This window comes from Gemella taiwanensis (assembly GCF_054054385.1).
Window position 1 is genome coordinate 1 of record NZ_JBSMTL010000009.1, and the last position, 25,905, is coordinate 25,905.

The window sequence follows — 25,905 nt, forward strand, 5'->3', positions numbered from 1 at the left end:
ATTCCATTCGGTGTTTCTGGATATTCCCCTCTTTCATACATCTCAACACATTTTACTTTAAATTCAAAACTATAACGCATAAAAATACCCCTTTCACTGGTTTGTCCAGTAAAAGGGGTACATATCATTTCTTCGAAATCACGATTTTTGAGTTGCTCCCGGGAAGAAGTAGCCATTTTAGCTCACGACGCATACTCGTCACTTTGTGTGTGAATATTAAATATTAATATAAAAAGCCAATTGAACTAGCACTTCAATTGGCTTTCGAGATGAAATTTGATAGACATTTCCCATTCACTTTGCTATATTCTATCATACACCTTCTCTTGTTGTCAATTAATTCGAAGGTCAGATCTAGTGATATATTGCATAAAGGATAAATTCCTCTAAACTATGGATCGCTACACTCATAGAAAAGAATTAACTTATATAAACATTACAACTTAAATTTCCCCAAAAACTAGAGACTCAAAAATCGTGATTCCAATTATCGAATCATCATCAAAAAATTCATTAAGTATCTGAAAAACTCTTATAAAGAAAATTTAGTTATCAATAAACCACTTCACTTACGCATTTTCATAAACGTCTAAGATTTTTTGAATATACCTAAAAACATATTAAAATTACTCTTCCCCATACACAAAATCATTGTTCTTTTCAAATTCTTTGAATGCAGGAAGTTTTCTATCTTTCTCAGAAATAATAGCTTTTGATAAATCAATCTGCCAATCAATACCCAGCTCTTTATCATCGAATACAATTCCTGTATCTGCTTCTGCATTATAATAATTATCACACTTATACATGAAGTTAACATTTGGGGTTAATGTCGCAAAGCCGTGAGCAAATCCTCTAGGAACTAAAAGTTGCCTTCTGTTATGTTCTGAAAGGATAAAACTTTCCCACTGTCCATATGTTGGACTACCTTTTCTAAGATCAACGACCACATCTAATACTTCCCCAGTCACTACACGAATAAGTTTCGTTTGAGCAGCATCACCTCTTTGAAAATGCAAACCACGAACGACTCCAACTTCAACAGATAACGAATGATTGTCTTGAATAAAATTAAAATCTATACCTAGTTTTTTATACTTTTCATCAGAATAACTCTCCATAAAGAAACCACGTTTATCTTCAAAAACATCAGGCTCTATATTTTTACATCTCTTAATTTTGTATCAAAAACCTTCATTCCAAACTACTCCTATTCCATGATCAGACAAATTCTTTTCATTCTTAATTATACTGTATTTAATGCTTTTTTTCTAATTGAAATTATAGTAGCTTTCTTCATCAATCACAAGCCTTAATAAATAAAGTTACAGAAAAGATATCATTTCTATAAGATTTCAGACTAAATGTTATCATCCCTTAAATAAAATTCCTCGTTTATTTTTATAATTATCAGGGTTATAACTTTTAATATTTGGAAATAGTCTTTTTCATGGTCCTCTAGATTTATAGGGTTTTTCCCATGAGAATATTTATTTCTTAATGCTGGCCCATTATCAAACAAGCGGTCGTTTAATAAATAGTTCAAATACTCTTGTTCTTGTCTAGAAAACAACTTCGATTCACAAATTATTTTTCCATTTAAAATAAGTGAATCTAATACAGGACTATTTTTATAATAATTAATACATATTACTTTATTGTAATAAAAGTCCTTAAGAATTTTAGTAATATCTTCTTCAAAACGTATATATCCTTGTTCATTTTTATAGATGATATTTCTTTCAATTAATGAAGTGATTAGAACTCTATTATAATCTGGAAAATCAGATATCAGAACATTCTCATTAACTATTAATTCTTCAAAGTTAGAGTATGATGTTTTATTTTCAATATACCCCAGCTGAGATTGATCTGAAAATAAATATTCCGAGATATTTAATAATTCTCGATCTTCTATATAACCATACTTTCTCTCGAAAAAGCTAGGTATATTCTCTATTAAAGGACTATTTCTAGAAATCTCCAGTAGTTCTCGATCTATTTCTCCATTTTCAATATAAGCATTGAACTGACTTAATATAGAATCTATCTCTGAACACACTGTTCTTACTTTCTCCAAGAATGTAGAATTCTCTGATGGTATTAAAAGAGTAAATCCTTCCACGCCAAACTCATTCCACAAATACTCTTCAAAAAACCATTTAAATATATTCTCCAATCTCTTATCAAACTCTGAAAGAACCTGACAATACAACTTAATTTGCATTAAAGATAACATATTCTTAAAATTAAAAGCTAATCCTATGTTATATCTTTTAATTCCTTTTACACCTGCAAATTTTTCTAAAAATCCAAGTTCATATTCTTTAGATGGAAGAGTTAATCTATTATGATAATCTACATATTCAAATAAATATATAAAATTATTAAGTAATGTAGCATTATCTAAGTTGTCTTTTACCCATAACCGACTATAAGTTACCTTATAATTTAATAAATCTTCATCAAAAACACGGATAACTTCCTTAATATTAGAAAAACTAACTGTTAAATTATATAATAAGCCAGATTCACTAATACTATCTTTTTCAACAAACTCTGAGTATCTTCTTTTGGCCTTCAAACGGATCTTATCAGAAATAGGGAACTCTTTTCGACTTCGTGATTCATACAAAAGTTCGAGATAATTAGGATTAGCTCCTTTTGAATTAATATAATTCTCAATTATAGTTAGCTGATCTTCTAATAATAATGACTCAGGAATATAATACTTTATTTCTTTTTGCACCAAATAATGTTTTATTAGAGCCACCGCTGTTAGTTTTGAATGTTTCATATAATCGCTAATCTCATTATCAAAATATTTTACAATGTCTTGGTGAATTAATAATAAATATATTGATACATTAAACTCATATAATATACTTGTAAATTCTTCATTCTTAACCTTTTCGTATACTTTAAAACGTGAAAACAATCTCCAAAAATCTTCTTGATATTGCCTACTAATTTTATTATAGAAGGATTTAATTTTTAAAATATCAAGATTATGAAAATACTTCGCAATAATCGGCATAAATTTATTAACTTTTGATTTCAAATCACTATAATATACATCTTCCCATGTTTTCAATCTTTCCTGTGAATCAAATAACAGTGAAACATTATATAATTCAAGAATATAATTTATATCATCATGACTATTATTTTCATTAAATGAATTAATTACTTTTTCAGCTTTTTCTAGGTACCAACCTATACTCAGATCATTTTCACCATAATATTTAACTCCATTATACAAACGGCTCATCTATTTTACCTCTTATAAATTTTATTAAACTGTCTCACCTGTATGATTAATTATATTAATTTCTTTTTCTACTATTTATTATTCTTGTTATTTCCTCTATTGCTGATTCGTAAAATTCTTTGTAGTTTCCGCTTTGATTAATTACCCCCTCTGGAGCACTCTTACTTTTTCTAGGATCTATAATTTCTACATTATAAGTTTGCAACATAATTTTTATTTCAGGTTCTAGCTCTTCCTCCATACAATAAAAATATGTTTTCGCAAATTGAAAGTGTCTACTCTTGAAACTTAATAGCCACCATAGATCAACTTCTGCTAAATCAAATTTAAACCCTAATATATGAACGTCTCCAACCAAGAAATAATCTATCCAAGATACCATTTGATAATTAGAATTTGTAAATCTCTTGATAATATTTTTTGTATGTTCTTGTATTTTTTTTAGTAATTTCCCATATGCATAATGATCCAATACAATAGACTTATATCTAGTTGCAATACCATGTATATGCCACAGTTTTTTATTATTTTCTCTCAATTCAATGTATTGATGAATATCGCTATCATATTCTTCATTCAATACATTTTTCTTTTTATTAGATCCATTACCCTTTTTGTTTAATTTATCATCCTTTTCAATCGATTCATTAAGCTTTCCAATTAATTCATTTGTCCTATATTTTGGTACATTTTTCTCTAATACCTCATTCTTATAATAGCTCTGTATCTTACCAATTGAACATTTTTCTATAGTACTTCTTTCAAATTCGAAACTATAATTTGTAGTTAAAATTGAAGTTACATCTAAATTTAATAGTTTTTCTATAAATTCCTTCTGTTCCTTTTTAAATTCATTAATAAAATCAGATTTTATTTTTTCTTTAATTGCTTTCTGTATAACCTCACTTTTACCTAAAGATCTAGCCATCATTCTCATAGGAAAATTTATATTATCATATTCGTTATATTCATACCTTTTTATTATATCTCCATACTCGATTACAATATTATTTTTTTCTTTTCTTATGCTATATCCTTCTAATTCTAACTCGTCTAAACTCAAACTCCCGCTAAATAATCTATTAATTCCATTACCAACTAATAACGACTGCACACCTGATGTTTGTCTTTTCTTAGTATTCATTAACTCACCATCATCCTCTCATAAATAAAAATATATTCTTTTTCTATATTAATTTTTAATGACTTACCTATATTTTATACTTTCTATACACCTTTTTCCTGCCTTCTCATCATATCCCCACCACCTAATTTCTGTTAATTTTTATTAATTCTATATTAATATATACATATTATATATTAATACTCTTTTGCAAACAATAAATTTCATATATTTCAATTAACTAGAATATTAATAATTAAGTTAAATTTAATACAAAAACCAACCGAGATTAAACTCAATTGGTTTATTGTATTTGGCAAATACGATTAAGAAGAAAAATTACGCTTCTTATCTATTCAATTCCTCTCTTACTACATTAAGAGCTCTTTCGATTACTACGTGCATATCATAATATTTATAGTCTGCAAGACGTCCACAGAAGATAACATTTTTACCTTTTGCTTCCTCTAAATATTTTTGATACATTTCATTGTTTTTAGCATCGTTGATTGGGTAGTATGGTTCATCTCCACGTTTCCAATCTACTGAGTATTCACGTGTAATAACTGTTTTTTCTTGAGTACCTTTTTCGAAGTGTTTGTGCTCGATAATACGAGTATAAGGAACTTCACGTTCTGTGTAGTTCACCACTGCATTACCTTGGTAGTTTTCTTCATCTAGTACTTCATGTTCAAAACGAAGACTTCTGTATTCTAATTCTCCGTGTTTATAATCAAAATATTGATCAATCATTCCGGTAAATACTACTTTTTTCGCACTTGCTTCTAACTCTTCGCGATTTTCGAAGAAGTCTACATTTAATTCTACTTCGATATCTTTCAGCATGTTTTCAATAATAACATTGTATCCACCGATTGGAATACCTTGGTATCTATCGTTGAAGTAGTTGTTATCGAATGTAAAACGTACTGGAAGACGTTTAATGATAAACGGTGGTAGTTCAGTTGCACTACGTCCCCATTGTTTTTCTGTATAACCTTTAATTAAAGTTTCATATACATCAGTACCGATAAGTTTGATAGCTTGTTCTTCTAAGTTCTTAGGTTCACTATCTTGCAGATGAGCTGTTTGTTCAGCGATTTTATCTTTTACTTCTGCAGGAGTCTTAGTTCCCCATAATCCGTAGAAAGTATTCATGTTGAAAGGTAGATTGTATAATTTACCTTTATAGTTTGCTACTGGTGAGTTAATATAGTTGTTAAACTCAGCAAACTGATTTACATAATCCCAAACTTCTTTGTTAGAAGTATGGAAGATATGTGCACCATATTTGTGAACGTTAATTCCTTCAACGTTCTCACAATAGATGTTCCCACCAATGTGGTCACGTTTATCTATTACTTTTACTTTTTTTCCTTGTTTTGTTGCTTCATGAGCAAAGATCGCACCTGACAATCCAGCTCCTACTATTAAATAATCGTACATAATTCTCTCCAAATTCAACTAAATTTCACTTCTTTTTCAATATTATATAATATACTGGTAATGACACTAAAAGAGTAATTAAAACCAACATGAAACCACTTCTTGAGTAAGTGTTTCTAATCAATATTATATTATGTTTTAATTTTAAAATTAATATTATTAATCCCATTGCTACAAAACTGATGACCACTCACAATGAAAAGGAAAATACAGAGTGTTTTTCCACTATCGAATGTTTACAAGTATCTCCATCACATTTACAGTTCAATATACTCAACTTTGTTAATGAATAAAAAGATAAAACAACAATACTCAAGACTATTTCATCACTTATTTCTGTATATAAATATCTTTTCAAAATACTTCACAAAATAAAACCTTATACCTTTAATCACAGTATTATTCCATATAATTGCAACTAACTAAATACAGCAAACTTATAGTAATACTTTATCATCTTTCCATTAAATCTATTCTTTAATTATATAAACAATCCTATAGTTTTATCTTATTTAAAAATATATTCCCATATTCCAATTATGTATAATATACCAAATAATAATATAATACAGATATTTCCATAATAGAAAATGTTATCGCTACTATAATCCTTTATCTTTTCTTTATGTCTTATTTCACTTTTATCTTCTAGCTTCTTATTATTTATTTCTTCACAATCTTCTTGTTCTTCATTATCTATCACTTCACGAATTTCTCGTTCCTTATTATCTATCTCTTCATGATTTTCGTACCCCTTTAAACTACAAATATAATTATTCATAATAAACTTATATTCTCCTTCTAGTTCTAAATCGGACTTATTCTTATCTCTAAGCAATGTTTTCAATTTAACAATTAAATGCTCTAAATCCAGTTCTAGGTAGTGAAATTTTAATCCTCGTTCTCTATAATTTAAATTATTATAATAATATTGTGTTATAATAGTATACAATGAAAAACAACCTGACACTAATGTCATAAGTTTAGAATTTGTTAGAATTACTGTTGAACTAATCAAAAAAATTACAGCTAAGATATTCATAGAGAAAAATATTACTTCCCACCTTTGACTATATCTATATAACCTTTTACTAGCAAATATTCTGTTATGTCTTGTTGCATCTATCGTTTTAATTTTATAACCAATCTCATCTTTGATTGTTCTTTCGTTATAATTTTTCTTCATATACTTCACCTCTGTTTTTTATCTATTCGTCTCTAAATTCTCCTTCTTATACAGCTGTTTAATAACATACTTCCTTCATCATTATAATGCAGCCCATCATTTGTATATTCATACTTCAAATGATAATCTTCAGAAAGATCTTTATTTATATCGATTAACTTTATTTTGTTCTCTCTTGTAAAGTCTTCTAACCATTCATTTAACTCTCTAACTATTTCATTGTCTACACTATCTCTGAATAATACATAACCGATTGTTGTTAGAGTTAATTCTATATTTCTTTTATCTGTTTCTAAAAGTAATTTCTTATAATTCTCTTTTATTATCTCTTTATTATAATTTGATATTATATCGTTAATACCTAAAGATACTAACATCTTCTTAATTGCCACATCATTATACTGCTCTAGGTTTTCTAATAGAGTAGCTAATGTTACTCCACCTAAACTTAAATTACTGTATCCTTCTAACTCTAAATTAACTAGTCTTGAATCACCAAAAATTATATTCTCTTTTAATTCAGTATTTTTAAATTCTTTATATTTTTCTTTATAAAAATTCTTATTTCTTTGTTCTCTTAGTTCATAGTTAAAGTATCTACTTCCTATTGCTCCTATAAAGTCACTTCTATCATCAATATCATATGAGCTTTCTTTATCCATTAAGTAAGCTTTTGTTCTAGGTGTTAAGTAGCTTATATTTTTTTCATAGAAGTTTTTAGTAGTTATATATATAGCTCCATTGGTTCTATATAACTTCTTCTCATCTTGTCTTCTATATCCTCTATCTGCCGCGAAGCTTTCTTGAATATAATTATTATCATCTAAGCTTGTAAATAGCCTTGGAGATTTATCTAATTCTACATAACTTACTACATTCTCCACACCTTCTTCTCTTGATTCTTCAAATAGTCTCATCGCTTCTTGAATCTGTTTTGCACTTCTTAATGGTGATGTTAATTGTAATAGTACGTAAACTACATCTTCATCAAATCTACTTAGAAAATCTAGTCCTACTGAATTTGACGGAGTTGTATCTTTTGATAACTCTGGATCTCTTAATATTGTGCTTATTCCTCTTGTTTTACATATATCTAAGTATAGTTGTGAATCTGAACTTACATATATATCTTCTTTGGCAAAGCACCCTGATTCTATCGCCGCATCTATTGTATGGAATATTAATGGTTTTCCATCAAAAAATAACATATTTTTATTTTTTAATCCTTTTGATCCACTTCGTGCTGGTATTAAACATACTGATCTCATTTTTCTTCTCCTTATTTGATCCTTCTCGCAGGTACTCCCACATAGGTTCCACTTTCTTTTATTGTTTTTACTACGGTAGCTCCTGCTCCTATTATTGTATATGGTGCTATTTCTACTAATTGTATTATTGTGCTTCCACTACCTACATAAACTCCTTCTCCTAATTTACAAAAATTAAGTATCGCTCCTGGGGTGATGTTACAATGTGGGGCTATTACTGTATGATGTTCTACTATTGCTCCTGTATTTACTATTGAATTATCATAAATTTCTACTTCAGATCCTATAAAACACCTACTTATGAATATTCCTTTTCCTTTTATGCTTGAATCGGTTAATATAGTTGCTTCTTTACTTACTATGTTTATAAATGCATCTGGATATTTTTCGTTTACTAAGTCAAACAATTCTTTTCTTTTTTTATTATCACCTATTGTTATGAAGACTTTATCTATTTTTTTCTCATGAAGACATTTTAATACATCGTGTGTTTTTCCTAGTATTGGATATCCTTTATATTCTTCGATATCCTTGTCATCAAAATATCCTACAAATTCATAGTTATATATATCTAAATGGGGTTTTACTGCATCTGAATGGCTTCCTGCTCCTATAAATGCTACTCTTTGCTTCATTATCTCCCCTCCGTCATATCATTAAATTCTTTAATTATACTCTTATCTTTAGATAAATAATCTAATATAGCTAATTTAGCTTTTTCTATTGAATTTTCTTGTTCGTATGGATTATAGAAATCTCTTATATTTGATAATTCTTTTAGTCCTTTTTGTATACTTTCTTTTGTCGTATCTACATCTACTACACTCGGTCCTCGTAATCTTCCTAATTGTCTATTTCCAATGTTTAATGTTGGAACTTTTAGCGATGGAATTTCTATTAAACCTGAAGATGAATTCCCTACTAATCCTCTTGAATATTTCACCAATGAATGATATTCACTTGGTTTTAAGGAAATAAATACTTTTGAACTGCTATGTTTTTTAGTATATTCTTCTATCGCACTCATTATCTTATCTGAATCAGTATCTGAGTTTGATCCTATAAATATTACTTGTTTTGTCTGTTCAGATAATACTTCTAGAAGTGTTTGGATTTGTTTTAATGCTCCCCCATCTTCTAACGTTACTGGATGGAAAAGTACTACATAGTACTCTTCTTCTAACTCCATACCTAAAGTTTCTTCTAATTCTTTCTTTGTTAGAAAATCTTGCTTTATTACATTTTCCACACCCATAGCTCCTATGTTGTGTACGTTCTGTTCTTCTTCACCTAGTTGTATTACTCTATTTTTAAATTCTTCACTAGCTACCAAATGCAAGTGACTCATTTTTGTTATCGCATGTCTAATTGATTCATCAAAGTTACCTAGAGTTTTTTCTCCACCATGTAAGTGACATACTGGTATATTGTATATTAATGCTACATTTACTACTGGAAGCATTTCATACCTATCTCCAAGTATAATAATTAAATCATACTTAACTTCTTCAAATAACTCTGATAATCCTGTCGTTAATATCGCTAGCGATCTGCTTACGCATTTTTTTGATGTGTTTTCTAAATTTAACGGGATTTTTTTTATTATATTTAGCCCGTCTTCTTCTATCTGTTTGTATGTATTACCATACTTTTCTTCTAAATGCATGGCAGTAACTACTACATCAAGCTTTATGTTTTGTTCTTTATTTAATTTTAAAAGTAACGCTTTCATTATTCCATATTCTGCTCGTGAACCAGTTACTACACATACATTTTTCATTCTTTTTACCTCTTACTCTTGATTTTTAAATTCACTATGTTTAATTAACATATCTTCTTCGAAGTCATATTCACTAACTTTTCCTAGAATATCATACCAATTCATCGGACTTATTCCATTTCCTGGACGTTTCGTTGTGATATTCTCTTCTGTAAATACTTCTCCTTTTTTTATAGCCTTCTTGGCTATTATTGATTTTCTTGCCACTATTTTATTTTTTATTTCTACCTCTACTGGCTCTTTTTCAAATTTCCCAAGTGACGCACCTACTATTCTTATCCCTTTTACTAGTCTTTCTAATATATCAGGTGTCGCACTAGCCTTATGATCTGGACCTGGCATATCATTATCTAATGTGAAGTGCTTTTCTATTATTTCAGCCCCTAAAGTCGCTGCCGCTATCGGTACTTCATATCCGATACTGTGATCTGAATATCCTATTTTTTGATTTGGAAATTCTTTTTTCAATGTTGATATCACATTTAGATTTAGATCTGGATATTTTGTTGGATACTCTGTAGTACAATGTAGGATTGAAATATCCTCTGTTCCATTGTCTTCTAATATTTTTACTGCTGCATGTATCTCTCCTAAAGTTGCCATACCTGTTGATAGAATTACTTTTTTATTTTGTTTTCCTATTTTTTCTAAGTATGGTAAATTTGTAATTTCTCCTGATGGTATTTTATATACTGGCATATCAGTACTAATTAGGAAATCCAGTGATTCTTCATCAAATGGTGTAGAAAACACATCTACTCCTTTTTCTAAGCAATAGTCTCTAAGTTCTAAATATTCTTCAAAACTAAGCTCTAGTCTTCTTGTCATCTCGAGTTGACTATCTTCTGTTCCTGTTGTTTTCTTTTGATATTCTGCCTTCGGTGCATACTTAGAGATTAATAAATCCGCCTTGAATGTTTGAAATTTAACGGCATCTACTCCACATTCAACTGCGACATCTACCATTTTTTTTGCCAGATTAAAATCACCATTGTGATTACATCCTATTTCCGCTATTATATATACCATTGTTATCTCCTATTTTTTACTTTTTTATCAATTCTTCTACATCTTTCTTATAGTATAAAACTAGTACTACAAATACAACTAAACATCCACCCCATCTTATTAGTAAATTATCTATAAATATATTTGCGAATATGCCGTAAATACTTACTACTCCTATAAGGATTATATATTGAATAACACTTATTTCATTGTATCTATATTTTATTTTGGCTATTAGATGATGGAATACCAATAATAGTACGTATGAAGCTACTGTAGCTATCGCAGCTCCATATATACCACTTTTCGGAATTAATATATAGTTTAATATATAGTTTATTCCTGCAGCTAAAAGAGTTCCTATTGGGATAAATTTTGTATTTTCATGATAAAATTGAATATTAACTGGAAAAGTATATAAAAATACTATAAAACAACTTACCACTATTAATACCACAAAATCTCTACTACTCTTATAATCCGCACTCCCCATTATTGAAACTAATTCTGGGAAGACAGATAAGAATCCTATTGTTAGAAATACCCCTATTAATAGATATCTTTCCTTATATTTATTTATCAGATCAACATTTCCTTTTTTCTTTTCATCAAAAAACCATGGAATCCATGCAGTATTCATACTCATTAACGCTATCGACACAATACTTCCTAGTGAATACCCGAAACTATATATCGCAACTTCTTTTGCCGTCATGTAGCTTCCTATCATTATTCTATCTAATTGACTTAGTAAGTTATGCCCTAGAATATGAAATACTAAAGGAATCGATGTGATCAATATAAATCTAACATATGTCCTATCTAGTATCACACTACTATTCTTATAAATGAATATTAAGAAAATTATACCTACTATTATCCCAGGTATTATCCCTCCTAGTATTCTAGCTAGGAAATCATTTTTTAGTGTGAATAAGAATAATAATGATAGTACAACATTACCAAATGACATAAAGAATGATAATATAAGTTGTTTTTTTGTTTCTTGTGTTTGAATATAATATTGTGATAAACTTCCTTGTAAATGACTGAAGTATCCTTGGATTAAGATAAATAGTAATATTCCTGTAGAAAATCCTAATATCTTTTCTAAATATGTACTAAATATTAAACAAACTGTTGAAAATAATATAAAAAATATTGTCGTTACACTTGTACTCGTGGCTATATACTCCTTAAATCTATTTTCATATTTTATTTTCGCTATACTGAAACTCCCTACTATCTGAAGTCCAATGAATATAGAAAATATTCCAGCCCAAGAACTATATAGATTATAGTTACCATAATCTTCTTGAGTCATTACTCTCGTATATATTGGTAATGTTATGAAACTTAATCCTTGTATTAATAAATTACCTATTGTATAAGCCAAACTAGAACTTAATAGTTTGTTCTTCTTCATTACAGTTCATCCTTATTTATATTGTATTTTTCTAGTAATTTTTCATCATATTCTTGTGTATTAAAATCATAAAATACTTCTTTTTCTTTACCACATGTTAAGAAGTTTATGGCTGTCGATGAGTGTGTTATTATTCGTTCAAATTTAACATCACTAACCATCTCAATTAGTTCCATCGGCACAGTCTGTGCAATTAAACTTACTCCATTAATTTTCTCATAAGTAATCGTATCTCTTGGATGTGGTTTTAAGTATACTTCATATCCTTCAGATAGATATTTATCACAAATCTTCTTATAAAATCCATATTGTTTTTCATCGCTGTTCATAAGTCTATCTAAACTAAGTGGTTGCGTTAAAATCAATACTGATTTGTCCGCTACTCCAGAAAGTTCTTCTACACCAAAGACCCTTAATATTAATTGTTTTCTCTCTTCACTTATGTTTTCAAACAGTTCTTTTCTTGGTACTTCTTTAAACTTATGATATCTTTCATCTTTTGGAACTACTGATATATCATTTACCTCTATTGATTGACAATATTTACTAAAACCAGGGCCTTTGTTTCTTCTTAAAAATAAATAATGCTTAAATAATTCTTTGTAATCTCGAACCGTCGATTTTTTAGTAAATATTCTATTTCTAAAATCAGTATATTTATATGAAAAGAAATCGTATCCATCTTCTATAAGATCATATTTAATTTTATATTTATTTAATATCCATCCAATTGGAATATGATCATTATAAATATATATATGCCCATCTTTTAGTAATTCAATTATTTCAAATACTTCTCTTCTATTCCCCATACATTTTTTTAGTTCATCAAACATATACATATTTAGGACAGTAATTTTTTCAAATATATTCTCTTTGACAAATAAATCGATAATCTCCTCAGATAGAGCCCCTTCCAATAATAGTAATTCATTCCTATTGTTATTATCTAATTTTGTAAGTGTTATCAATAGGTGATACGCTGTCATACATATATATTTTTTTTTCATTTATCTTAGATTATCTCCTTTATACTTATAAATAATTGAATTAATATACCGTATCACTAATAATTTAATTTTTTTCTTTAATCCCACTCTAGGGTAAACTTTTAAGTAGTAATTAATATACTTATTCTTTAGTTCATTAACTTCTTTGACATATCCATGTTTTTTTAACATATACATATTATATGAAAGTAAACAAAGATACGTATACTCTGTTTCTAATGCATTTATATTTTTATCTTTTAGAATATCAATTCGTTCCTCTAATGCCATAATAGGATTTAAATTGTCTAAACCATACTTTTTAGACATAATACTTCCTTCTCTGATACGATATATATATAATTCTTTATTTATACATACTATATTGTTAGTTTTTAAATATAATTTATACGTTGTAAATTCATCTTCATATGTTTTACCCTCTGGATAAAATATATTATCAAATAAACTCTTTCGATATAACTTTCCCCAAGCTGTGACAAATGAAACATTATATCGATTTTGGAATTCGTACATTCTGTTTATTGCTTTTTCATTTGACAATCTTTCAATTATATCATTATTCATATCAATCGTATTCTTATATATTTTACAATCGTCATAATAATATGTAAAACCAGCTATCGATATATCTGCTCGATTATTTATTAAGTTTTTATATAATTCCTCAATATAAGATTCTTTTAAAAAATCATCAGAATCTATAAAAGTAACGTATTCTCCTGTAGAAACGCTTAGTCCTTTATTTCTAGCAGAAGATAATCCACCATTTTTTTGACTAACTATATTACATCTTTGGTCATTACTTATAAGACTCTTTAATATATCTATACTATTATCTGTAGAACCATCATTTACAAAAATTATTTCTAGATTTCTATAGCTTTGCCCCAAAATACTTTTCACACAATCTTCAATATAATATTCAACATTATAAATTGGAACAATTACACTTATCTTATCATTCATTTCTTAAATCTAATCCTTTCTAAAAATAATGTACTTATATACACGCCTATCGCAAAATAAATAAGTGATTTTGAAATAAACACTTCAAAAAATTTGTTTGAGAAAAAACTAAAAATGATTGAAAATGAAATAAATGAATATATTATTACTCTAAAATTTGCCTTTACCTTATTACTAGTTCTCCATATGTTATTATAGAATGTTTGGCAAATAAATCCTAATACACTCATCAGAATCATCGTTCCATATATCCCAAAATCATAATACATAGGTGCGAAAGTTGTATATACATTACCTAAACCTTTACCCTCTATGAATCTATACATAGTTAGCTCCTGTACATTATATCTCAAATTAAACATCTCATATGTATAAGAGAATGTTGTCTCTCCAAAATATTTTGGCTCTCTAATAACTTCTGAAACGAACAAATCTAAATTCTTTATTGGTGCTCCTAAATATGTTGAGAATACTTCGTTTATAGTCATTCCTTCTATGGTTCTACCTTGCAATATTGATAAGATATTAAAAATAAAAATCAAAATAATAAGGATTACACTTCCCTTTTTTATATTTGTCATACTAAACTGAACTTTTTTCCCCATAGCATTATTAACTAGTACAAACATTATTAATCCACCAATAATAAACATAAACATCTCTGTTCGAGTACCACTTAGGTAAGCATATAGAAAACCTAGAAATATACTTATAGTAAGTTTTTTTAATACATTATTCTTCTTATTAGAGACTTTCAAAACTACAGCATAATAAATTAATAAATATGTTATAGAAGTATTAAAAATACTATATATCGATAATATTCTGTTTAATTCTATCTTTTCTATCTTATTAGACTCGTAATAATTACCTATTGCAGAAAAAAGATTACTTATTCCTGTATACTCCAATACATGTTGCAAATAGAAAAATATAAATATTACTTGAAGTCCTATTAAAATAATTACTCTAGATGATAAAACTTCGACATTTAACATATTGTATGTTATCTTTTTCTGATTTTTAATGAAAATTTTATCACCTATTAGTGAACCTAATGAAAAAGATAGGACTCCAAAGACAATCAATTTATAAACTAGCCAACTTGAGAAATCCCACTCAGAATTATAAAAAGAAGCATATCCCGTTGCTATCATAAAAGATAAAGATAGTAGAACTGCTGGTGCTATAGGATCTTTCTTAAAAATAATTAAGTTTAATATTACAATAGCTACTATTGTAAAAAATAATACATAAATCATCTCTATTTCCTAACCCTTCTCATCACCTTAAATATTTCGTAATATGGTAACGGTAGCTTAAATACCCCTTTTAAAAACCCTGTTTTCCATTGAGAGTTTAAGAAGTCTTTTTTAAATTTCATCGGCGATATTAGATATTTAAGAATACAATCAGGTTTTGCCAATTGTTCTTTGAATCCATTGTTAAAAAATACAATACTTCCCAATTTTTCTAATTGATCTAATTTTGGATTTATTCCTACTGAAAATAGATTTTTAAAAGCTGCCTCTGAGTCCATTTTTGAGTATCTAGATACAGCAGTCGACATATATTCTTCTATAAATCCTAAGGCACCTTGTTGGATATTATGTATTTTATCAACATCATCTAACACTTTACCTGAATCATCAATATATTCATACTGGTATCTCTCAACTAGATTTTCTGTATTGATATGATATTTTTTTACTGAACCTTTTGGCTCTAAGAATAAGCTTTCAAAAAGTCCCACAAATGGACGTTCTAACTCTTCCGATGAGAAGTTATAATTATCAAATACATATGCATTGGCTATATTTCTTGAAGAAAGATTTCCTTTTGCTTTCTCTGTTAATCCGAAATAAAATCCTATCAGTTCTTTATTCTCGTATCCAGGAAGATTATCAAAAATATTTCTCAGATACTTCTGCATTGATCCACCCCAACCAATATCAACAATCGCATTTCTTTTTGAGAAATTATTTTTCTCCAGATAATTTTTTAATGCCTCGTTTTCTGATATTGAATTAGCAATAATATCATCTTTTATTGAGCTAATTAAATTTTTAAACCCTTCTTCTTTTAATACCTTCTCTCTTAAATAGAAGCTTTCTATAGAGTACCCACTCTCTTTTATTTTATCAGAATATAGATCTAATTCTATACCCAATGCATCAAATATCTGTATCATATTCGTTTGCCTTGGTAAAGGTAATTCATCTAACATTTCATCTATTGAATTTTTTTGCGATAAATATGGAACTCGTAAACTTCTTCTTGAAGCTTCTAAATAATAAATATTATCCTGTTCTCCAAAAATTTTCTCATAAGCTTTTTTTATAATATAACCATCTCTAGCCAAAAAATAAATATTATCTATATCATTTTTCTTCACATTTTCTTTTAACCATATGCAAAATCCATATAATAAAGGTCCAAAATTCGAATACCCAAAGTCATAATAAAAATTTGACGAATTCGACTTATGATTACTTAGAAATACATCTAATAAACTATTGCCTACATATGTTTTAGTCTTCACCTTTACTGCTGAAATCTTATTTTTTAAAGCCATCATATAATCTGTCTTTATATCATTTCCTATATGTATTAACTTATTTGTATGTATACCTAGTTCTTTTATAACATATTTATATAATTCACCATTTGCTTTTGTTCTATCATATTCGCAAGAAACATATAGTTTTTCATACTTCGAATAACCATTTTTTTCTAATATTTCTTTTAAGATTTCACTACTTAAATACATATCTGAAATAAGGTACACTTTTTTATTATTTTCTATACAAAAATCATATACTTTTTTCAATAATTTATTCTGAACACACAATTCAAATTCTACTTTTTTTTCAATATTTTTGATTTTTTCAATCTCATTAATATTATTTAAATATAATGAATTGTATATATCGTATATTTCATCTATTGTAGTATCTACTTTACCCTTTCTTGCTCTTTTTTCTGCTTCTATACGTCTTTTATAAAAATCATATATTTCATAATTTTGCTCTATTATATCAAAAACTTCAGTCGGTTTTTTTACATCTCTTTTTATTAATGTATCAAAAATATCAAAAGAAACATATTCTTTTTTATTAATTTTCTTAATTATGTTCTCATAACACTGTATACCTACATCATCAAGAACATTTTTTATTTTACTTTTCAGTCTCTTCATACTTCTAACTCCTTTTTGACTTATTTACAGAGGTAGCTTTCAAATAATTAAATAATCTTCCATTCTTTTCTTTAACAACCCCTATACTTTTACCAATAAATAAGTTTAAATTAACTTTATTGAGTTTCATAATTTTTGATACTATTAACAATAGCTTAGAATTTATCTTTCCTTTTTTAAAAGCTACGATAGTTAAATCATCATTCATAATTTCTAATAATAGCTCTTTCTTTTTCTTAGTAGTGTTCTTACTGATAGCAACTTCTTGCATACACTGAATAATTCTTCCAGCATAGTAACCATATAGTACTGCTAATATATTATCATCTTTTATTTCCCAACTATTATACACGTCTAAAATATGAGTAAATTGTGCTTTTCTTTTCTTATACAAAACTTCATCAAAAACGATTGTACTTTCAGAACCCGGTCGTGATCTGAAAAATCTATATCCTGTATTATTTATTACTGCAAAAGAATTAATATTCTTTAAACACTCCATATTAAAGTGTAGATCATCCCACTTTACACTAGGAAATAGTATATTGTTATCTTTAATATAGCTTGCCCTGTATAATTTATTCCACGGAACAGCCCACATCATATTATCAAAATATTTGTGTGCGTTATGTCTTAAGTCATATTTATTATTATACATTTCTATTTCCGAATCGATACTAACAGGATAAGTGATTTCCTTATTTCCTTCATAATATTCCATTTTAAATCCAGTTATCACCAGATCAACATTTGTTCTCACAGCAGCATCATATAAATTCTCTAAATAATCTTTTTCTAACCAATCATCAGAATCTGGGAAATATAAATAATCACCCTTAGCTATTTTTATCCCCTCATTCCTAGCACTTGGTGCACCACCATTTTCTTTGTTTATTACTTTAATTCTATTATCTTTTTTTTCATATTTTTCTGCTATTTCACCAGAAGTATCTGTAGATCCATCATTCACTATAATAAATTCATAGTCTTTAAATGTTTGTTCTAAAATACTTTCAATATTCTTTTCAAGATACTTTTCTACATTATACACTGGTGTTATTATTGAAATTTTACACATAATTATCTTTTCACTTCCATTTTATCAATTTTTATGTTAATATATCCATATTCACTTATATTAGTCTGTGTTTTAGTTTGGCGACGAAACACAGCCTTTTTTTATTTTAACAAGGAGTGGTTGTATATTCTTATATAGCCACTCCCTATTTTTTACTTTTCCCGTTATTATTTACTTCCTTCTCTTTTTAGGACAACCATTATAGTTTTAATTATAATTTTTATGTCCAGTCTTAGCGACCAATTTTCGATATATTTCATATCCAGTTTAACTACTTCTTCAAAATCAAGTATGTTACTTCTTCCACTAACCTGCCACATTCCAGTAATACCAGGTTTCACCTGCATACGTTTGAAATGATGAAGATCATACTGAGTATATTCATCAACTGTTGGAGGACGTGTCCCTACAACACTCATATCTCCTTTAAGAACATTAATAAATTGTGGAAGTTCATCCAATGAACAATCTCTTAATTTTTGACCAAATGGGAATACTCTAGGATCATTATCCATTTTAAACATCAACGTTGTTTCTAATTCGTTTTGACTTAAAAGTTTTGCTTTTCTTTCTTCAGCATCCATATACATACTTCTAAATTTGTATATTTTGAACTTTTTACCATTTTGTCCTATTCTCGTTTGAGTGAATATAAGTGGTCCTGGCGCTTGCATCTTGACTATTGGTAGTATAATTATACCTACAATAATCATTAATAATATTCCTACTATTGAGATGGCGATATCCATCACCCTTTTTAATATTACCTGACGGAGTGTTGCTATTTTTATCGCAGATGTTAGATAAATATTATCACCTTGGAATGTTACCGCAGTATTCGCTCCGACTTCTTTTATAATTGGTGTAATATTGATTTTTGTCGGAATTCCAAGTACTTCAAAAATCTTAAAGATTTCTACCAAACTAGTCTGTGATGATAAGTTAGCATAGATTTCATCAACCCTGTGATTAGATAAGAAATCTCGAATTTCAGAAATATTGTGCACAACTGGTTTAGCATTATACATGGATTTATCTGAATTATTCGCATACGCTAATACTTGATAGTTACTAGGTAATTCTCCTATTGTGTCTAAATCACAAAAATCAGATAATATAATAATATTACGACTATCATCACGATAGCGATTATTTATTCTTTTAGAAATGGTTCTTACACAATAGATAAAAACAAATGCTAGAACTAAATAAATAATCAGTTCCATACTTTTTACTATATCGAAGAAATCTTTACGATTAAATATTACTAGAACTAATGTGAATAATGAAACAACTTTCAATACATAGATAAATGTTGTCTTGAGCTCTTTAAGATAACCTCTTTCCGATATTGTCCAGTATTCTTCTGACATAAGCGCTACAAAAAAACCAATAACATTCATAGCTATAAAGAAGTATAAATTATCTTTTGATTTCGATTGGAAATCAAAAGTAAAAATATAAGCTAAAGATAAGGCTATTAAATCAGTCACCAAGAACAGAAACTTATTATTTCTTCTAATATAATACATCTTGTTCTCCTCTTATCTTATGACTTATTTTTTATCTTTATTACCCTTTATTCCATAGCTACCGTAGTGACCATAGTAACCACCGTAACCTAGTTCATTTGAGTTAACTTTGTTTAAGATTACACCTAGGAATTCTGCTCCACCTTTTTCAAGTTGTTCCTTAGCTTTTTCTATGCTTTTCTTCTTAACACGATTGGCTTCTACTAGAAGAATTACTCCATCAGTTTTAGGCGCTACGATAGCTGCATCGATTACCTGCCCAATCGGTGGTGTATCGATAATTACATAGTCATAGTATTCTCTAAAAACTTCAATCATAATGTTAAAGTTTCTGTTTTGTAATAATCCTGTTGGGTTTGGCGGTACTTGCCCTGCTGGAATAACATTTAGATGTTCCACGTCAGTTTCATAAATAACATCCTCAATTGGAGATACTCCAGAAAGATAGTTAGTTAGATCACTAATTTTGTGCTTAAATTTGAAACGACCTGCCATAACAGATTTACGTGTATCAGCATCCACTAGAATAGTTTTAAGACCTAATTTTGCTAATGAAATAGCTAAGTTAGTCGATACAGTACTCTTCCCTTCATTTTCTGAAGTTGATGTAATTACGATTACTTTTTTATCTTTTCCTAAAAATTGGATATTTGTACGTATAGCGTTGTAATATTCATCATTTTTAGGATCTACTATTTTTTGGTTTGTTAGTAAATTAATTTGTGCCATGTATTTTCACCTTATCTCTTTCCTGTTTTTGTATCTGGAACTACACCTAAAAGCACAAGCCCCATTGCTTCTTCAATATCTTCTGCTCTCTTCACTCTATCATCTAGTAGTTCAAATAATACTACTCCAGCTACAGCTAAGATAAATCCTAATGCTGTCGCTAGTGCTGCATTTTTAGGAATATTTGGAGAACTTGGTGATGTAGCTGCTTTTGCTTCTTCTAATGTTGTTACATCATCGATTTTTGTTACGTCTTTAATTTGATCAGCTGACACTGATTTTACAGTGTTCGCTAAGTCACTAGCTACTTGTGGATCTTTATCTTGAACAGTGATTGAGATAATACGTGTATCTTTCGGTGCATCTACACTAACTTTTTTTGCTAGTTCTTTCGCTGTAAGTCCTAATCCACTCTTTTCTGCTGAATCTTCCATAACTTTGTTAGAAAGAATAATTTCTTTATAGTCTTTTACTAATAATGACCCTAATTGAACGTCTTGTGTTGTAATTGCCTTATCATCTTTCTTTTGGTTAACCACATATACTTTCGTAGTAGAAGAATATTGTGGTGTTACTAAGAAAATACTATAAGCAAGTGATACCGCAGTAAATAATAATGTTACTAATACTATTAATATCTTCTTCTCCCAAATTCTTCTTAACAGTAGCATAATATCTAACTGTATTAAATCTTTCTCTTGATTATCCATCGTGTTGTTTTTCCTCTCTTTATATTATTTTATTCATTAATAATTTTTCTTGATTTTTTTCAAATAATTCGTAAGCTATTGTTGGACCGTATTTTTTCTCGATAATGTCATATGCTTCTTTCATAAATGTTCTTCGAGAATCCATATTGTGCATATCACTTGCGATAAAGTGAACTAGCTCTTGGTCTAGGTACTTCTTAGCTCGTTTTTTGTAATGTTTGTGTTTATCACCGATAAGCTTTGGTTTGAGAACACTTGCTGCATTAACCTGGATATAAGCACCCATGTTAATCAATTCTTGAACACCTTTTTCATCTACATCGTTGTATCTTTCAACGTGAGCTACTACCGGTGTTAATCCTAATAATATAACTTTATTTATTGCTCTGTGAATTTCTTTATAACGCATTTCATAAGGGAACTCGACTAATACATAGTCTGTATCAGCTAATCTCGGATATACTCCACTTTCGATTTTTTCAATTTCCCCTTCTTTGTAGTAAACTTCACTTCCTAAGTAAACCCTTAGGTCGCTAGCTACTTCAGCAGCTATTTCTTCTACTCGTTTGAAGTTTTCTCTTATTATTTCTATGTCTGTTTCGAACATTCCGCGTCTTCTGTGAGGTGTTGCGATAATCGTTCTAACACCTTGTCTGTAGCTTTCCTCTAGCAAATCACGAGTATCTTTTTCAGTTTTTGCACCGTCATCTACTCCGAAGACTACATGGGAATGTATATCTATCATTCTAATTCCGTCTCTCATCTACTTACCTTCCAATACGTCTTTAATATTCGCTGTAACTTCCGCTAGACTCTTATCATCGATTTGCATCATGTATAATTGAGCTCCTGGCATAGCATATGATGGTAAGCCTATACTTCCCGTACCAGTTAATGCTTGAGAAGTTACATTGTAATCTTTTCCTGAGCTAAGTTGTTCATTCGCAAGACCCATAGCTGTTTCTATCGGCATGTCTGTCTGAATTGATTCACTTAAATCTTTAATAACACTTTGATAATTCGCTAATCCTTCTTTCGAAGTAAGTTTTTTAATTATCGCTGTAATAACTTTTTCCTGATTTTTACCACGATCGTGGTCTCCACCAGTAAGCCCGTATCTTTCTCGAACAAACATTAAAGCATCTTCAGAATTCATATGTAATAATCCTGGTTGGAAACTTTTCTTTCCACCATACGATACAAACGCTTGATCATTATACACATCTACCCCACCAACTGTATCGATTAGTTTTAGGAATGATGTGAAGTTAAGTCTTGCATAATAATCAATTTTAATACCGTAGACATTCTCTAATGTATGAATTGATGATTCTACACCGTATAGTCCTGCGTGTGTAAGTTTGTCATATTGATTATTACCACCATCAGCGATTTTCACATATGAGTCACGTGGTGTTGTAGTTAATAAGATTTTTCCAGTTTTTTTGTTTACTGTCATAATAATATTAACATCTGAACGACTTACACTTGATACAGGCCCATATGTATCGATACCACTTACATAAACGTTAAACACGTCTCCAGCATTTTGTTTTGCTTTAGCATTTACAGTTTTTGTTATTTTGTATGAATATATTACTTTTGTTTTATCTTTAAAGTCTTGGTGTTGACTTGTAATTAAGTCTTCAAATGAGCTGTTTAACACCATTGCTCTAGCTGTTCCTGCTGTTAGTTCTTCATAAGCTGAGAAGTAGTTTTTTGATTCTGAAAGATTTAGACTTTGTTTTTCTTTATCGCGAATCTCTTTCATCAATTTATTGATGTTTTCTCCATCTGAAGAAACCGGCGCTGATACCGTAGCATCTTTTAGGTCAGCCAATTTTTCAGCTTTGTCATTTTTCAAGACTACGACATTCATTGTATACTCGCTTACCGTTGCATTGTTATTTAAATTGTCGAATAAACCAATCGCTGTTCTAAATTGCATGTACGAGAATATCAAGGTAATATTCATAACAACTAACATTATTACATTAAATATTTTTGCTTTTTTCTTAATAACTAGGAATATCGACAGTACTATCGCTGCGATTATTACTCCGATTATCGCATAGTTGATTCCTCTAAAGTTTAGGAAGTCGTATTTTAACATCGTCCAACTTACCAGTCCACCGAGTATAATCAGTAAGACAGCTAATATACCATTAACTATATCAAAAGCTCCTATACCCGATTCGCTTCTAGCATTACGGCTACTTGAATTTCTTCTCATTATTTTTTATCCTCTTTAATTTATAAAATTTACTAAGACAGCTTAGATTTAAACGTTCCTCGCTGTTTATTAATTCTCCATCAATCTGAAAATATTTCTGATTTGTCGTTACTGTTAATGTGTCCGTAGTTATATGTTTAACTCTTTTTAGTTTATTATGTTTTTTCAGAAGTAAGCAAAGATAATTATAAATAAACGTTATTAAATTTATGTTCTCCATTACCATAATGTGGAGTTTGCCATCTTGACCTGTAGCAGTTTGCGAAAATTTTATTCCGCCTCCTTCATATGGTTGAATCATAATATTTAACAAATATAGGCTATCGGTATCTATTTCACCGGAGTCCCACGATATTTTCGCCCTATATTTTTTCAGCATGAAAATACCTATTACTCCTTGAAGAAGATAGATATACTTTCCTACATATTTTTTTAACCTTGAGCCATTTGCTCTTTTAATTATGTCAGCATTAAAACCGATATCGAATCCCGAACAGAATTTTCTATCGTTAACAACACCTACATCATATTCTATAAATTTCTTTGAGTCTAATAATCTACTTATTTCAACAGTTTTATCGAACCTTATTGATCTTGCAAGATCATTTCCAGATCCATACGCGAGATAGATGAATTCTTTACCATGATAGTTATTTACCACTTCGTTAATAGTACCATCTCCGCCGATGACGATTAGTTCATCTTCGTGGATTTCACTCATCAAGTCACTCGCGTTCTTATTTTTAGAGGTTTTTAGCACTTTGTAAGGTGACTTTTCCCTCTTTAAAACACGCTCTATTTTTTCAAGTTCAATAAGACTTTTTTTACTCCTAGAATTAACAATTATTTTAATCATATTACGAACCTATTCAAAAATACTTCATCCTAACAATTATACTACAAAAACAAGCATTTGTCAAAGATTTATCTATTTTAAAATGCTTTAAATAATAGATTATTTTACTTACTTTAACACTATTTCTATCATTACGATTTTCGAGTAAAATTCTCCCTAAATAAATTATTTTATGTTTTAGATAGTTTGAAAATTAATTTTAATTTCTAATAAAAGAACTCTTTGAAATCCCTTATTTATCAAATTATTTAGAAATTTTTAGTAAATAAGTGATTTTTAGATTTAGATCAGGAAGTTCCACTAGGGAGCAAATAGTTTGCGCGTTATCTTGCAATCAGTTTTTGTATATATAATTCTTAGTCATAGTTACAAATATCTAGGTTTTGAAGTTAACTCCCCTACAAAAAACAACACTCACTTCCCTTTTATTAAACAAATAAAAAACTACCCTATTAATATTCCGCCGAAGTCACTGAATCTGCGACAACTTTCAAATTAATAGAATAGTTTATTATTTTTATCAAATATTCACAAACACGCTACTCTTATAAGTACTCTAATCTGTCAATCTCTGGTTTTTCAGGTGTTTGTGTAAAATCTGTATCGATTGGATCTTTAGGTGTTTTTCTTGCGAATAACATAATCGCCACAATAAAGTATAGTAAGTATACAGGAAGTAGTATCCCAACTGTCATTACACCGATTACTATCGCTGAAAGTAGGAATAAGATTCCTGAAACAATTCTCGCTTTCATAGTAAATGACGCGATTAACGCTAATAATAATGCAACAATCGCAACTATTGTATAAACTTTTACCAATAATACAAGTAACGATACGATGTCTAAACCTGAACTTTTTAGCAATGATTCAACTCCTGGATCTTGTAATAAGTTATAAAGAATCGGTTCAAATTCTTTTTGTTTAAAAGCAGTAGCTAACTGACTAGAAAATGCTCCAAGAGATAGTAATACTGTAACAAGTATCATAATAACATTCGCGATCCACGCTAAGATTTTTTCAACTTTTCTGCTAAATGGTTTCATAAAATGCTCCTTTTTAATATATTGATTAAATTATA

Annotated in this window: 21 protein-coding genes and 1 pseudogene; all 22 read right to left on the reverse strand. The window is 28.9% G+C overall.

Annotated elements, in window-relative coordinates; genetic code table 11:
- Positions 1-626: 626 nt before the first annotated feature.
- The 22 genes and pseudogenes from rfbC to ACWOA3_RS06810 all read right to left on the reverse strand — a co-directional run bounded on the left by rfbC (position 627) and on the right by ACWOA3_RS06810 (position 25,870).
- A pseudogene (gene rfbC / locus ACWOA3_RS06705) lies at positions 627-1,198 on the reverse strand (dTDP-4-dehydrorhamnose 3,5-epimerase).
- A gap of 162 nt (positions 1,199-1,360) precedes the next feature.
- A complete protein-coding gene (locus ACWOA3_RS06710; protein WP_456884890.1) occupies positions 1,361-3,271 on the reverse strand; it encodes a hypothetical protein in 1,911 nt (636 codons plus the stop codon).
- Positions 3,272-3,326: 55 nt separating this feature from the next.
- Positions 3,327-4,415, reverse strand: coding sequence for a hypothetical protein (locus ACWOA3_RS06715; protein WP_456884891.1), 1,089 nt, complete (start codon positions 4,413-4,415; stop codon positions 3,327-3,329).
- A 327-nt stretch (positions 4,416-4,742) separates the two neighbouring features.
- The gene (gene glf, locus ACWOA3_RS06720; RefSeq protein WP_456884893.1) at positions 4,743-5,840 is read right to left on the reverse strand and encodes a UDP-galactopyranose mutase; all 1,098 of its coding nucleotides are present in this window, start codon (positions 5,838-5,840) and stop codon (positions 4,743-4,745) included.
- A 508-nt stretch (positions 5,841-6,348) separates the two neighbouring features.
- The gene (locus ACWOA3_RS06725) at positions 6,349-7,026 is read right to left on the reverse strand and encodes an SLATT domain-containing protein (RefSeq protein ID WP_456884895.1); all 678 of its coding nucleotides are present in this window, start codon (positions 7,024-7,026) and stop codon (positions 6,349-6,351) included.
- A 32-nt stretch (positions 7,027-7,058) separates the two neighbouring features.
- Positions 7,059-8,294: a cytidylyltransferase domain-containing protein gene (locus ACWOA3_RS06730; RefSeq protein ID WP_456884897.1), complete on the reverse strand. Its 1,236-nt coding sequence runs from the start codon at positions 8,292-8,294 to the stop codon at positions 7,059-7,061.
- Between the two features lie 11 nt (positions 8,295-8,305).
- Entirely contained in the window at positions 8,306-8,929 is a 624-nt protein-coding gene (locus tag ACWOA3_RS06735) for a NeuD/PglB/VioB family sugar acetyltransferase (RefSeq protein WP_456884898.1), read from the reverse strand.
- Positions 8,929-10,074, reverse strand: a complete 1,146-nt coding sequence (neuC, locus tag ACWOA3_RS06740) for a UDP-N-acetylglucosamine 2-epimerase (RefSeq protein ID WP_456884899.1) — start codon at positions 10,072-10,074, stop codon at positions 8,929-8,931. The genes ACWOA3_RS06735 and neuC overlap by 1 nt, the downstream gene beginning before the upstream one ends.
- A gap of 12 nt (positions 10,075-10,086) precedes the next feature.
- Positions 10,087-11,103 (reverse strand): N-acetylneuraminate synthase, encoded by a 1,017-nt coding sequence (neuB, locus tag ACWOA3_RS06745; RefSeq protein ID WP_456884901.1) that lies wholly within the window; start codon positions 11,101-11,103, stop codon positions 10,087-10,089.
- A 16-nt stretch (positions 11,104-11,119) separates the two neighbouring features.
- Positions 11,120-12,508: a lipopolysaccharide biosynthesis protein gene (locus ACWOA3_RS06750; protein ID WP_456884903.1), complete on the reverse strand. Its 1,389-nt coding sequence runs from the start codon at positions 12,506-12,508 to the stop codon at positions 11,120-11,122.
- Complete coding sequence (locus ACWOA3_RS06755; protein ID WP_456884905.1) at positions 12,508-13,518, reverse strand: glycosyltransferase family 52; 1,011 nt, start codon at positions 13,516-13,518, stop codon at positions 12,508-12,510. Before ACWOA3_RS06755 ends, ACWOA3_RS06750 begins: the two co-directional genes overlap by 1 nt.
- Positions 13,519-14,487: a glycosyltransferase family 2 protein gene (locus ACWOA3_RS06760; RefSeq protein WP_456884908.1), complete on the reverse strand. Its 969-nt coding sequence runs from the start codon at positions 14,485-14,487 to the stop codon at positions 13,519-13,521. It abuts the gene before it with no gap.
- Positions 14,484-15,749 (reverse strand): O-antigen polymerase, encoded by a 1,266-nt coding sequence (locus ACWOA3_RS06765; protein WP_456884910.1) that lies wholly within the window; start codon positions 15,747-15,749, stop codon positions 14,484-14,486. The genes ACWOA3_RS06760 and ACWOA3_RS06765 overlap by 4 nt, the downstream gene beginning before the upstream one ends.
- Before the next feature lie 2 nt (positions 15,750-15,751).
- Entirely contained in the window at positions 15,752-17,686 is a 1,935-nt protein-coding gene (locus ACWOA3_RS06770; RefSeq protein WP_456884912.1) for an HAD family hydrolase, read from the reverse strand.
- 4 nt (positions 17,687-17,690) lie between these two features.
- Complete coding sequence (locus tag ACWOA3_RS06775; protein ID WP_456884914.1) at positions 17,691-18,764, reverse strand: glycosyltransferase family 2 protein; 1,074 nt, start codon at positions 18,762-18,764, stop codon at positions 17,691-17,693.
- Between the two features lie 167 nt (positions 18,765-18,931).
- Positions 18,932-20,296 (reverse strand): sugar transferase, encoded by a 1,365-nt coding sequence (locus ACWOA3_RS06780; protein WP_456884916.1) that lies wholly within the window; start codon positions 20,294-20,296, stop codon positions 18,932-18,934.
- 24 nt (positions 20,297-20,320) lie between these two features.
- Positions 20,321-21,025: a polysaccharide biosynthesis tyrosine autokinase gene (locus ACWOA3_RS06785; protein ID WP_456884918.1), complete on the reverse strand. Its 705-nt coding sequence runs from the start codon at positions 21,023-21,025 to the stop codon at positions 20,321-20,323.
- Between the two features lie 11 nt (positions 21,026-21,036).
- Positions 21,037-21,735 carry a YveK family protein gene (locus ACWOA3_RS06790; RefSeq protein WP_456884920.1) on the reverse strand — a complete coding sequence of 233 codons (699 nt, stop codon included), beginning with the start codon at positions 21,733-21,735 and terminating at the stop codon, positions 21,037-21,039.
- Positions 21,736-21,754: 19 nt separating this feature from the next.
- On the reverse strand, positions 21,755-22,498 hold the full coding sequence (locus ACWOA3_RS06795) for a CpsB/CapC family capsule biosynthesis tyrosine phosphatase (RefSeq protein WP_456884922.1): 744 nt from the start codon (positions 22,496-22,498) through the stop codon (positions 21,755-21,757).
- Positions 22,499-23,968, reverse strand: a complete 1,470-nt coding sequence (gene cpsA, locus ACWOA3_RS06800; RefSeq protein ID WP_456884923.1) for an LCP family glycopolymer transferase CpsA — start codon at positions 23,966-23,968, stop codon at positions 22,499-22,501. It lies immediately after the preceding gene.
- Entirely contained in the window at positions 23,949-24,824 is an 876-nt protein-coding gene (locus tag ACWOA3_RS06805) for a diacylglycerol/lipid kinase family protein (RefSeq protein WP_456884925.1), read from the reverse strand. The genes cpsA and ACWOA3_RS06805 overlap by 20 nt, the downstream gene beginning before the upstream one ends.
- Positions 24,825-25,369: 545 nt before the next feature.
- The gene (locus ACWOA3_RS06810) at positions 25,370-25,870 is read right to left on the reverse strand and encodes a DUF4064 domain-containing protein (protein WP_456884927.1); all 501 of its coding nucleotides are present in this window, start codon (positions 25,868-25,870) and stop codon (positions 25,370-25,372) included.
- Between the last annotated feature and the right edge of the window lie 35 nt (positions 25,871-25,905).